9 protein-coding genes are annotated in these 11,911 nt (G+C 60.3%); 2 read left to right on the forward strand and 7 right to left on the reverse strand.

Annotated features, from left to right (window positions below; all coding sequences use genetic code 11):
* Positions 1-58: 58 nt before the first annotated feature.
* The 5 genes from ACP6KB_RS01825 to ACP6KB_RS01845 form a co-directional block, all read right to left on the reverse strand.
* On the reverse strand, positions 59-2,494 hold the full coding sequence (locus ACP6KB_RS01825; RefSeq protein WP_442111698.1) for a TonB-dependent siderophore receptor: 2,436 nt from the start codon (positions 2,492-2,494) through the stop codon (positions 59-61).
* A 193-nt stretch (positions 2,495-2,687) separates the two neighbouring features.
* The gene (locus tag ACP6KB_RS01830; protein ID WP_442111700.1) at positions 2,688-3,653 is read right to left on the reverse strand and encodes a FecR domain-containing protein; all 966 of its coding nucleotides are present in this window, start codon (positions 3,651-3,653) and stop codon (positions 2,688-2,690) included.
* Positions 3,650-4,168: an RNA polymerase sigma factor gene (locus ACP6KB_RS01835; RefSeq protein ID WP_442111702.1), complete on the reverse strand. Its 519-nt coding sequence runs from the start codon at positions 4,166-4,168 to the stop codon at positions 3,650-3,652. The genes ACP6KB_RS01830 and ACP6KB_RS01835 overlap by 4 nt, the downstream gene beginning before the upstream one ends.
* Positions 4,169-4,263: 95 nt before the next feature.
* Positions 4,264-4,968, reverse strand: coding sequence for a 3'-5' exonuclease (locus tag ACP6KB_RS01840; RefSeq protein WP_442111704.1), 705 nt, complete (start codon positions 4,966-4,968; stop codon positions 4,264-4,266).
* On the reverse strand, positions 4,965-6,902 hold the full coding sequence (locus tag ACP6KB_RS01845; protein ID WP_442114242.1) for a DUF294 nucleotidyltransferase-like domain-containing protein: 1,938 nt from the start codon (positions 6,900-6,902) through the stop codon (positions 4,965-4,967). The genes ACP6KB_RS01840 and ACP6KB_RS01845 overlap by 4 nt, the downstream gene beginning before the upstream one ends.
* A gap of 234 nt (positions 6,903-7,136) precedes the next feature.
* Between ACP6KB_RS01845 and ACP6KB_RS01850 the strand changes: the two genes are divergently transcribed.
* Positions 7,137-7,580, forward strand: coding sequence for a response regulator (locus tag ACP6KB_RS01850; RefSeq protein WP_442111706.1), 444 nt, complete (start codon positions 7,137-7,139; stop codon positions 7,578-7,580).
* A gap of 66 nt (positions 7,581-7,646) precedes the next feature.
* On the opposite strand, the gene ACP6KB_RS01855 is transcribed toward ACP6KB_RS01850, so the two are convergent.
* Entirely contained in the window at positions 7,647-9,824 is a 2,178-nt protein-coding gene (locus ACP6KB_RS01855) for a malate synthase G (protein ID WP_442111708.1), read from the reverse strand.
* Positions 9,825-10,257: 433 nt separating this feature from the next.
* Between ACP6KB_RS01855 and ACP6KB_RS01860 the strand changes: the two genes are divergently transcribed.
* Positions 10,258-10,776 carry a glycine cleavage system protein R gene (locus tag ACP6KB_RS01860; protein ID WP_442111710.1) on the forward strand — a complete coding sequence of 173 codons (519 nt, stop codon included), beginning with the start codon at positions 10,258-10,260 and terminating at the stop codon, positions 10,774-10,776.
* Between the two features lie 211 nt (positions 10,777-10,987).
* On the opposite strand, the gene rarD is transcribed toward ACP6KB_RS01860, so the two are convergent.
* Positions 10,988-11,875, reverse strand: coding sequence for an EamA family transporter RarD (rarD, locus tag ACP6KB_RS01865; protein WP_442111711.1), 888 nt, complete (start codon positions 11,873-11,875; stop codon positions 10,988-10,990).
* Positions 11,876-11,911 lie beyond the last annotated feature (36 nt).

Consider the following 11,911-nt stretch of genomic DNA (forward strand, 5'->3'; position numbering starts at 1 on the left):
AATACCAAAGCCGTCCACGGTGGGACGGCTTGGTCTTTACCCAGGTATTTTCAGGCCGTTACCACCTGTAGGTGGCGCTGGCGACAACGCTGCGCAGGTCTCCGTAGTAGCAATAGAAGCCGTCGCAGGTGGAGATGTAATCCTTGTTGAATACGTTGGTGGCGTTGACGGCCAACGATGCGCCTTTGAGGCTGTTGTCCAGGCGGCCCAAGTCGTAGTGCACGGCGGCATCGAACACGGTGTAGGCATCTGCCTTGCCCAGCCAGGTGTTGGCCTGGTCGCCGTAGGTGTTGCCGGTATAGCGCGCACCGCCACCGATACCAAAGCCATCGAGCACACCGCTGTGCCAGGTGTAGTCAGCCCACAGCGAGGCTTGCTGGTTTGGCATCAGCTGCAAGCGGTTGCCTTTGTACTGGCCGTCTTGCACTTCGGATTTGGCCAGGGTGTAGGCGGCGATCACTTTGAGGTTTTCAGTGACGTCGGAAACGGCTTCGAGCTCAAGGCCGTGGACTTTCACTTCACCGGTCTGGCTGGTGACGGTGATGTTGCCGATGTTGTTGGTCACTTCCACATTTTTCTGGGTGAGGTCATAAATCGCCGCACTCAACAGGGTGTTGGAACCTGGTGGCTGATACTTGATGCCCAGCTCCCACTGCTTGCCTTCGGTAGGCTTGAACGATTCTTGCGGATCAGCACTGGCGTTGCTGGTTGGCTGGAAGGATTCGGCATAGGACAGGTACGGTACAAAACCCGAGTCGAACACGTAGCTGATTGCAGCGTTGCCGCTGAACTTCTTGTCGCGTTCGGTGTTGGTGGCATCGCCTTTGTTATAGAACTTGGTGCCGGTATGAACCCAGTCCTCGCGACCACCCAGGGTCAGACGCCAGTTGTCGAGCGCCATTTGGTCCTGAATGTAGAGCCCGGTTTGGCGGGATTTCTGGTTGTAATCGAAATCGAAAGCGCCGGGCACCGTTGGGCGAACGATGGGGAGCCCGTATTCCGGGTGGTTCACATTCACGCCTGGCGCAGTACCGAACAACGACAGATAGTTGGTGTTGATGCGCTGGTGATCCAGGCCAATCAATAAGGTGTGGTTGATCTCACCTGTAGCGAAGTCGCCCTGGAAGTTGTTATCCACCGCGAACTGGCTGATGTCTTCATCCACGTTGGTGGTAGACCTGCCAGTGTTCCCTTCGTTGTCGACTTCAAGGCCGAATTCGGGGACATAGGCGCTGACGGTAATTGTCTGGAACGCCAGGTCCGATTTGGTATAGCGCAGGTTCTGGCGGAACTGCCAGACATCATTGATGCGATGTTCGAAGGCATAGCCCAGCGCGTAGTAAGTGCGGTCGTAAAACTCGTAATTCGGATCGCCCAGGTTCTTGTGGTGTGAGATATCGCCGAACGGCATGTCGATCTTGGTGCCCTGGATCGGGCGGAATTGACTGGTCACACCGGTATCGTCGCGGGTGAATTGCGACAGAAAGGTCAGTTTGGTGTCTTCGTCGATATTCCAGGTCAGGCTCGGAGCAATGTTGTAGCGCTTGTCGTCGACATGATCGATCTGGGTACCACTGTCGCGCAGTACGCCGCTCAGGCTGTAGAGAAACTGGCCTTCATCATCGATTTTACCGGTGCTGGCAAAGTTGATCTGACGATGATTATCACTGCCGTACTGGAGCTGAATTTCGTGAGCACTTTCGGCCTGCGGGCGACGGCTTACCATGTCCAGCAAACCACCGGGCGGCGTCTGGCCGTAGATTGAGGAAGCCGGCCCGCGCAGCAAGGCGAGGCGATCCAGGTTCCAGGTTTCGGCTTTCGGGTTGGCGTACACACCTCGTGGCAGCGGCAGGCCGTCGAGGAACTGCGTGGGCTCAAAGCCACGCACGCGCATCCAGTCATAGCGTGTGTCGCTGCCATAGCTGGCGGAGACGATACCCGGCATGTAGCGCACGGCATCATCCAGGCTGTGCACGCCGCGGTCGTCCATTTGCTCGCGGGTGGCGATAGAGATGGAGCGAGGTGCTTCGACCAGTGCGGTATCCGTTTTGGTTCCTGCTGCAGTACGTTTGGCGAGGTAGCCCTCTACCGGCCCCCAGGCATTTTCAGAATCGCCAACAGCGTTGATGCTGGTTTCCGGCAGCGCCATCGCACCTTCCGGGGTTGCCACCAGGCTGTAGGTGCCAGCGCTGCTTTGCTCCAGTTGCAGGCCGGTGCCACGCAAGGCCGCCTGCAGCGCGCCAACGCCGTTGTACTGGCCGTTGACCGGTGCCGAGGTGCGACCGTTGGCCAGGCTTGGGTCCAGGGCCAGGGCGATGCCGGCCTGGCTGGCGATCTGGTTCAGGGTGCTCGACAGCGGGGCAGCGGGCAGGTTGTAGGTACGCAGACCCGATTGCTCGGCAGCGACCAGCGAGCTGCTCACCACCGGGGCGGACAGGGCAATGGCGATGGCCAGCAAGCTGGGACGCAGGAAGTTTTGAACAACGCGGGACATGCAGCGACTCCTCGACGAATAAGTGCTAACTAGCTTCCTTGCCGAGTGAGTTGAGAAAAGTGATAGGGCTTAGTGAAAATAATTTAGATTTTGATTGCAGCGTAGACGGCAGACGCAGAATTTCGCGGGGCAAGCCCGCTCCCACTTGGAATTACAAACTCTGTGGGAGCGGGCTTGCCCCGCGATAGAGCCTTCAAGGCTTATCGCGTTTCGCCACCACCGTCACCCACCACGGGGTGTGTTGCTCGATCTGCACCGGCAGGGTCGGCAGCAATGAGGTCAGGGCCAGGTTGGTATCGGTCAGCGGGAAGCTGCCGGTAATGCGCAGGTCGGCCACTTCCGGGGCAACCCCCAGGTAACCGCTGCGGTAGCGGCCCAGCTCGTCAACCAGGTCTTCCAGGCGCACGTTGTCGACCACCAGCATGCCGCGGGTCCAGGCATCGGCGCCGATATTCAGGCCAGCGATCTGGCCGAGGCGGTCATGGCTCATGACTACCTGCTGGCCTTCATGAAGAATCTGTTCGTCGCCGCTGTCTTGTGGCTTGGCCGCCACTGCCGACTGCAGAACGCTCAGGCGCGTGCCCTGATCTTCCACCTTGACCAGGAAACGGGTGCCGAGCGCGCGTAGGCGCCCATCTTCGGTGGCGACAACAAAGGGTCGGTCGTCCTTGTGCCCGGTCTCGATAGAGATTTCGCCCTCGTGCAGAACGATCAGGCGTTCTTTGCCATCAAAGCGGATGTCTACCGCCGAGTGGGTATTGAGGCTGATCAGGGTGCCGTCGCTCAGGCGCAGGCTGCGTTGCTCGCCAGTTGCCGTGCGTTGGTCGGCCAGCCAGTAGCCCAGCGACTGATACGTGCTGACCCAGCTGAGCAACCCTGCCACCAGCACCACACTGGCCAGGCCGCTGCCGACTTTGCGCACGCGCTGGCGCAGGTTGGCGCGCGATTGCAACAAGGCCTGGCGCGCCGGCCCTGCGGCGGCATTGAAACGTTGATCGAGCATGCCCAGCTGCATCCAGGCCCGGGCGTGCTCTTCACTGGCGCCATGCCAGTGGGCGAACTCGGCCTGCTCCTCGGCGCTGCCGCTGCCGGAGTCCAGGCGCAACTGCCAGGCAATGGCGGCGTCGAGGACGCGAGCACTGACCGGTTTGTTGTTCATGTCGGCTCGCCGTACAGGGCGATGTAGCACTGGCGCATGCCTTGGGCCAGGTACTGGCGCACGCGGGACACCGAAACGCCCAGGCGTTCGGCAATTTCTGCGTGGTTGAGGCCGTCCAGGCGGTTGTACAGGAACGCCGCACGGGCTTTGCTCGACAACTTGCCGAGCAGGCGGTCAATGGCCTTGAGGTCTTCGAGAATCAGGTGTTGTTCTTCCGGGGAAGGTTGTTCGGCTTCAGGGAGCAGCGCCAGCTCGGCCAGATAGGCCTGCTCCAGCGCCGCACGGCGAAAGTGGTCGAACAGCAGGCCCCTGGCAATCGCCAGAAGAAAGGCTCGGGGTTCGCGCGGTGCAGGCAGCTGGTCGCGACTGAGCAGGCGCACGAAAGTGTCCTGGCTCAGGTCTTCGGCACGCTCGGCGCAGGCGATATTACGCCGTAGCCAGCCAAGTAGCCAACTGCGATGGTCGCGGTAGAGCGTACCGACCAGCTCACCGTGTGGGCTTTGTACGGACGACAAGACGTTCCCCGAAAAAGATACGTTAACTAACGATAATTATTCGCAATTGTTACAGGATCTTCTTGTGAAACGCAATTGACGCTCATCGGATGTCGTTAGAAGCCAAGGCTCTGCTGCCGTCTGCGCCGCGAACGCTGCAGGTGTTGATCGAGCTGCAGCGGGCTGTCCAGATGCTGGCGCCGGGCCTGACTGAACAGAATCAGGGCCAGCTCGGCGGTAACCATCGCATCGGCACTGGCGTTGTGCCGCTCGATGGCCTCCAGGCCGAAACAGGCCGTCCAGTCGTCGAGCCCGGCTTCGCGCAGGGTGATCTGCGGATTGAGCAGTGGCGCCAGTTCGGCGACATCGAAAAACACATGCTGCAAGCGATAGCCCAGGTGATCTTTCAGCGCCCGTGCCAGCATGCGTTGGTCGAAGGGGGCGTGAAAGGCCAGCACCGGGCTGTCGCCGATGAAGTTCATCAAGTCGAGCAGCGCTTCGGCCGGATCGCAGCCCGCGGCAATAGCGCTCGGCCCCAGGCCGTGGATCAGCACGCTGGAGGTCAGCTTGTGATCGCGCTGGTGCAGAGTGCGTTCGAACTGCTGACTGAAGTCGATGGCGCCGTCTTCGATCACCACTGCGCCAATCGACAGCACCTGATCGCGCTGGGTGTTCAGGCCGCTGGTTTCCAGGTCCAGCACTACCCAGCGTTGTGCCCGCAGCGAGTCGCTGCGCAGGGCAGTCGGGGCGGGCAGTTGCGCGACGCGCTGGCTGATCTGGTTATCGATTTGTCGGGGGCGCAACCAGGCAAACAGACTCACAGCTGATACCTCAGGGCCAGACTGCTTTGCAGGCGTTGGGCCTGGCGCAGCGACTCACGCAGGATGCGCCGGTCGAGGTGGTTGAGGCTGTCGGGATCGACGCGGTTGGAGTAGGGCAGGTTCTGCCGACTTTGCAGTTGATGTTGCTGCATGCGGGTTTGCTGGATGAAGTGATACGCCTCCTCGTAGGCGGCGCCGTCGAGCGGGTCGATCACTTCGCGGCTGACCAGTTCGCGCAAGCGTTCCAGGGTGTTGTTGGCGCTGATGCCGTTGGCCAGGGCCAACAGGCGTGCGCCGTCGACGAAGGGCGTCAGGCCTTGCACCTTGAGGTCCAGCGTGGCGGCCTTGTCACTGCCTTGGCGGGTCAATACGAACTCACGAAAGCGTCCAACCGGTGGCCGTTGACGCAAGGCGTTGTCGGCCATCATGCGCTGAAACAGGCGGTTATCGGCGACCTGGTCAAGAATGCTCTGGCGCAGTTGTTCGCAGGCGGTGTCGTCACCCCAGACCACGCGCAGGTCGAAGTAGATGCTCGATGCCAGCAGGTTCTCCGGGGTGGCTTCGCGAATGAACGCGGCAAAGCGCCTGGCCCACTCGGCACGCGACAGGCACAGCTCGGGGTTACCGGCCATGATGTTGCCTTTGCACAGGGTGAAGCCGCATTGCGCCAACCCCTGGTTGATGTATTGCGCCAGTGGCAGCAGGCGCCCGCGGATCTCGGCCGCGTGGGCGGCATCGCGGGCTTCAAAGAGAATGCCGTTGTCCTGGTCGGTGTGCAGGGTCTGCTCGCGGCGGCCTTCACTGCCAAAGCACAGCCAACTGAACGGCACGCCCGGGTCGCCTTTTTCCTGCAGCGCCAACTCGATCACCCGGCAAACGGTGTGATCGTTGAGCAGGGTGATGATCTGGGTGATCTGCGTTGACGATGCGCCGTGGGCCAGCATGCGCTCGACCAACTGGCTGATCTCGCCACGCAGCGACACCAGATTTTCGATCCGTGGGGCGTGGCGAATGGTGCGGGCCAGGTGTACCAGGTCGACCCGTTGCAGGGAGAACAGGTCGCGCTCGGAAACCACACCGCACAGGCGCTTGTCTTCGACCAGGCAGACGTGGGCAATGTGCCGCTCGGTCATGGCAATCGCCGCATCGAAGGCACTGGCCTGTGGGCTCAGGTAAAACGGCTTGACGGTCATGTGGGCGCCGATCGGCTGGGTAAAGTCAGCACTGGCATCGGCGACCACCTGACGCAGGTCGCGCAAGGTAAAAATGCCAATCGGATAGCGCTGCTCATCGACGATGACGATGCTGCCAACCTGCTGCTCGTGCATTAACGCCACCGCTTCGCGCAGCGGTGTGTGTTGCGCGCAGACCACCGGGTGACGCATGGCCAGTTCACCCAAGCGAGTATTGAGCGAATACTGGGTGCCGAGGGTTTCCACGGCACGGCGCTGAACCTGCTGATTGACTTGGTCGAGCAGGCTGCTGACCCCGCGCAGGGCGAAATCGCGAAACACTTCCGACAGGGCAAACAGGCGAATGAACGCCGCTTTGTTCAGTTGCAGGCAGAAGGTGTCTTCGCCGGCCAGGTGCTCGGTTCGGGTCGCGCGCTCGCCAAGCAGGGCGGCCAGCGGAAAGCATTCGCCGGTGGTGATCTCGAAGGTGGTTTCTGTACCAGGGCGGGTGACGTGCTGGCGTTCGCCGACGACCCGGCCTTGCTTGACGATGAAAAAGTGTTCGACCGGCCCGTCGCTGGGCTTGATGATGCTCTCATTGGCTGCATAGAAGCGCAGCTGGCACTGTTCGACGAGAAACGCCAGGTGGGCGTTCTCCATCTGATTGAACGGTGGAAAGCGTTGCAGAAACTGCAGGGTCCCCTGGATGTTCTGCAGCACTGCAGTCTTTCCGGCCTGGGTGAAGGCGTCCATTTTGCTCATGAGCATTACCGCGTCTTTGTGTCGAGCTGTGTACATCGACCTTGTTGTTTTCAGCCCTCATGGTCGGTCGCAGGCTGGCCAGTGCCCATTGGACGTAAGTCTAAATGCTGCGGCACAACGGGCGGGAAATACGACCTGTGTCAAATTGCCGACGAGAGGTGGGTTGCAAGGCAATCAAAAGCAGTCTGAACTTGATTTGAGGGACTTTTTCCGGTCATTGATGATGAGACAACCATGCCCGACCCAGACGACTTACTGAGTGACGACGAACGTGAAGCGCTAGCAACGGTTACGGCGCCGCGGGCTGCGCCACAGAAGGTACTGGTCGTCGATGACAATCAGAGCGCGCGTGATGCACTGGTCAGCTACCTGAAGGCCAAGGGCATCAAGTGCCTGGTCGCGCAGAACGCCGAGCAAGCATTAACCTGCCTGGAAAACGAGCGTGATATTGGTTTGTTGATCACTGACCTGCGCATGAAGCCGTTGGATGGTCTGGAACTGATTCGGCAGATTCGCGAGTCGGACAAAGCGGCGTTGCCGATCATTATCGTGTCGGGGGATGCCGATGTACCGGACGCCATTGCGGCGATGCATTTGAGTGTTGTCGACTTTTTGCTCAAGCCGATCGATACGGAAAAGTTGATGGGGTTGGTGCGTAAAGAGTTGGGGATCCGGTGAAATAGATCGCGGGGCAAGCCCGCTCCCACACAGCAGTGGGAGAGGGCTTGCCCCGCGATAGGTCAGTTACAGACCGTTCTTGGCCTTGAACTCACGACGACGACGGTGCAGCACTGGCTCAGTGTAGCCATTCGGCTGCTTGGTGCCTTCGACCACCAGTTCGATTGCCGCCTGGAAGGCGATGTTGTTATCGAAGTCGGGTGCCAGTGGGCGGTACAGCGGGTCGTTGGCGTTCTGCTTGTCGACCACCGGCGCCATGCGCTTGAGGCCTTCGATAACCTGAGCCTCGGTGACGATACCGTGACGCAGCCAGTTGGCCAGCAACTGCGCGGAAATCCGCAGGGTGGCGCGGTCTTCCATCAGGCCGACATCGTTGATGTCCGGCACTTTCGAGCACCCTACACCCTGGTCGATCCAGCGCACAACATAGCCAAGGATGCCCTGGGCGTTGTTGTCCAGCTCGTTGCGGATTTCTTCTTCCGACCAGTTGGTGTTTTCCGCCAACGGGATGGTCAGAATGTCGTCCACCGACGCTGGGGTACGCTTGGCCAACTCGGCCTGGCGGGCGAATACGTCGACCTTGTGGTAGTGCAGCGCATGCAGTGCAGCGGCAGTCGGCGACGGTACCCAGGCGGTGTTGGCACCGGCCAGTGGGTGAGCGATTTTCTGCTCGAGCATGTCGGCCATCAGGTCGGGCATGGCCCACATGCCTTTACCGATCTGGGCGCGGCCTTGCAGGCCGGTTGCCAGGCCGATATCGACGTTGGAGTTCTCGTACGCGCCGATCCACTTCTGGGTTTTCATCGCGCCTTTGCGTACTACAGCGCCGGCTTCCATGGAGGTATGGATTTCGTCGCCGGTACGGTCGAGGAAGCCGGTGTTGATGAACACCACGCGCTCGCTGGCTGCCTGGATGCAGGCCTTGAGGTTGACCGTGGTACGGCGCTCCTCGTCCATGATGCCGACCTTCAGGGTATTACGCTTCATGCCCAGCAGGTCTTCGATACGACCGAACAGCTCGTTGGTGAACGCGGCTTCTTCAGGGCCGTGCATCTTCGGCTTAACGATGTACACGGAACCGGTGCGGCTGTTCTTGCGGCTGGTGTTGCCGTTGAGGTTGTGGATCGCGGCCAGGTTGGTCACCAGGCCATCGAGGATACCCTCAGGCACTTCGTTGCCGTCTTTGTCGAGAATGGCGTCGATGGTCATCAGGTGACCAACGTTGCGCACGAACAGCAGCGAACGACCGTGCAGGGTGACAGTGCCACCGTTCGGCGCGGTGTATTCGCGGTCCGGGTTCATGGTCCGGGTGAAGGTCTGGCCGCCTTTGTTGACGCTTTCAGCCAGGTCGCCCTTCATCAGGCCGAGCCAGTTGCGGTACACCACAACCTTGTCGTCGGCATCGACTGCAGCAACCGAGTCTTCGCAGTCCATGATGGTGGTCAGGGCGGCTTCCATCAGCACGTCCTTGAGCCCGGCAGGGTCGGTTTGGCCGACTGGCGTGCTGGCATCGATCTGGATTTCGAAATGCAGGCCGTTGTGCTTGAGCAGAATCGCGGTGGGTGCCGCGGCGTCGCCACGGAAACCGATCAGTTGCGCGTCATCGCGCAGGCCGCTGTTGCTGCCGCCTTTGAGGGCAACTACCAGCTTGCCGCCTTCGATGCGGTATGCAGTGGAGTCAACGTGCGAGCCTGCGGCCAGCGGCGCGGACTCATCGAGGAAGGCGCGGGCGAAGGCGATAACCTTGTCGCCGCGAACCTTGTTGTAGCCTTTGCCTTTTTCCGCGCCACCGGCTTCGCTGATGGCGTCGGTGCCGTACAAGGCATCGTACAGCGAGCCCCAGCGGGCGTTGGAAGCGTTCAGGGCAAAGCGCGCATTCATCACTGGTACGACCAGTTGCGGGCCGGCCATACGGGCAATTTCGTCATCGACGTTCTGGGTCGAGGCCTGGAAATCTGCGACTTCTGGCAGCAGATAACCGATTTCCTGGAGGAAGGCTTTGTAAGCCACGGCATCGTGAGCCTGGCCTTTGCGCGCCTGGTGCCAGGCATCGATCTGTGCCTGAAGCGCGTCACGTTTGGCCAGCAGTGCTTTGTTCTTTGGAGCGAGGTCGTTGATGATCTTTTCTGCCCCCACCCAGAATTGCTCGGCGTTGACGCCGGTTCCGGGAATGGCTTCGTTATTCACGAAGTCGAACAGGACTTTGGCGACCTGAAGGCCACCGACTTGAACGTGTTCAGTCATTGCTTGCCTCACTCTGCTCAGCTATTGCTCTTCTATTTAAGCCTTACGCGCTTCTCTAAACACGGCACCAGAACATGCCCGATGGGCGGCTGGGTGCGGCCAGCCAGACAGGCTGGCGAGCGGTTGCGTATTTTCACAGGCGCCTTGGCAGACATCGATTTGACGTTTTGTAGTCCGCGCTGCGGCATACTACATGATGCGCTGCGGTTGTGAAAATTAGACTAAATACGTCGTTCTGCGACCATCTGGTCGCATAAGGTCACGCTGGGAGCCAGTATGTTCTCAAAAAAGTGGCAGATTGTTCCAGATAAATCTTGAAACAGTACACGATTGGTATTCAAAACCTGCTGCGGCAGGTTGCCGCGCCTTGCCTATACTTTCCCCGCGCCCTTTGATTTCAGGGGCTGAACCTTTAAAAGCAGAGGGTTACCGCGTGGATCATCTTGTACTGACTGTGATCGCCCCTGACAAAGCCGGCCAGGTCGAACGTATCGCTCAATGCATTGCCGAGCACAACGGTAACTGGTTGGAAAGCCGTATGTCGCGCATGGCCGGGCAGTTTGCCGGGATCCTCAAGGTAGCGGTTCCAGCGGAGTCCTACAGCGAGCTGGTCGAAGCCCTGAACGCCTTGAGTAAACATGACATTCGCGTGCTGATCGCCGAAAGCGGCATCGAGCCGTCCTGCACCTGGAAGCCTATAGCCATGGAGCTGGTGGGCAATGATCGTCCGGGCATTGTGCGTGATATCACGCGCTTGCTGGCCGAGCTCAACATCAACGTCGAACGCCTGAGCACCGAGGTGCGCCCGGCGCCGATGAGCAGTGAGCCGTTGTTTCACGCCGATGCTTTGCTGGCGATGCCGCTGACCCTGTCGCTCGATGTGCTGCAGAGCAAACTTGAAGCGCTGGCCGATGATTTGATGGTCGAGCTGCACCTGCGCCCTGAGGAATAGTTATCCCGATTTGCCGGGGACCGGCCTGTGGATAAGCTGGGGGAAGCCTTCGCCAGCCCAAGCGGGCCGTAGCTTTGCTGGAATTGAGCAAAAAACCACCAATAATCAGTGGCTTGTGCACAAAGCACGGGGATGAGGGTGTGGATAACCTTGGGAGCGCTTGCTGCAGGCCACGGATTACGTGGCCTGCAGAGGTTTGTATGTTTTTTGATCAGCGGCGTCGGCGCAGGCTCAGCCAGGCATCGACGCTGTACAGGGCCAGGCCTGCCCAAATGAACATGAAGGCCACCAGCGTGCTGCTCGACAGGTGTTCACCAAACAGCAGCACCGCTTGCAGCAGTACTAGGGTCGGGGCCAGGTACTGAAGAAAGCCCAGCGTGGTGTACGGCAGGTGGCGGGCCGCCGCGTTGAAACACACCAGCGGAATGAGGGTGACCGGGCCTGCAGCCATCAGCCACAGTGCTTCGCTGCTGCTGTAGAAGCTGAGGTTGGCGCTGCTTGCCGATGGGTTGAGCAGCAGCCAGCCGAGGGCCAGCGGCACCAGCATCCAGGTTTCCACCACCAGCCCAGGCAGGGCGGCGACGGGGGCCTTTTTGCGGATCAGGCCGTAGAAGCCAAAGCTTAGGGCCAGAAACAGCGAAACCCACGGCAGACTGCCCACTTGCCAGACCTGCTGGGCCACACCGAGCGCCGCCAGGCCCACGGCAACCCACTGCAAGCGGCGCAGGCGCTCACCCAGGAGCAGCATGCCCAGCAGCACATTGATCAACGGATTGATGTAGTAACCCAGGCTGGCCTCAAGCATGCGGTCGTTGTTCACCGACCACACATAGATCAGCCAGTTGCTCGCAATCAAGGCGCCGCTGAGGGCAAGGATCGCCAGGCGCTTGGGGTTCTCGCGCAATTCGCGCCACCAGCCAGGGTGCTTCCACACCAGAAGCAACAGCGAACCGAACAACGCGGACCACAGCACGCGGTGGACGATGATTTCCACCGCAGGAACACTTTGCAGCGCTTTGAAGTAGAGCGGGAACAAGCCCCAGATAATGTAGGCGCTCAGGCCCAGGATGTACCCGCGGCGCGGGTTGGCAGCGTGCATGCAGTTTCCTTGCTTAGGCAGCTATCTAAAACACCG

Origin of the sequence: Pseudomonas sp. NUPR-001, from assembly GCF_052147955.1 — a bacterium.
GTDB lineage: Bacteria > Pseudomonadota > Gammaproteobacteria > Pseudomonadales > Pseudomonadaceae > Aquipseudomonas.

Coding starts and splice junctions, on each gene's coding strand:
- ACP6KB_RS01825 (WP_442111698.1), bottom strand. CDS start 2,494: ATGTCCCGCGTTGTTCAAAACTTCCTGCGTCCCAGCTTGCTGGCCATC.
- rarD (WP_442111711.1), bottom strand. CDS start 11,875: ATGCACGCTGCCAACCCGCGCCGCGGGTACATCCTGGGCCTGAGCGCC.
- ACP6KB_RS01855 (WP_442111708.1), bottom strand. CDS start 9,824: ATGACTGAACACGTTCAAGTCGGTGGCCTTCAGGTCGCCAAAGTCCTG.
- ACP6KB_RS01850 (WP_442111706.1), top strand. CDS start 7,137: ATGCCCGACCCAGACGACTTACTGAGTGACGACGAACGTGAAGCGCTA.
- ACP6KB_RS01830 (WP_442111700.1), bottom strand. CDS start 3,653: ATGAACAACAAACCGGTCAGTGCTCGCGTCCTCGACGCCGCCATTGCC.
- ACP6KB_RS01845 (WP_442114242.1), bottom strand. CDS start 6,902: ATGAGCAAAATGGACGCCTTCACCCAGGCCGGAAAGACTGCAGTGCTG.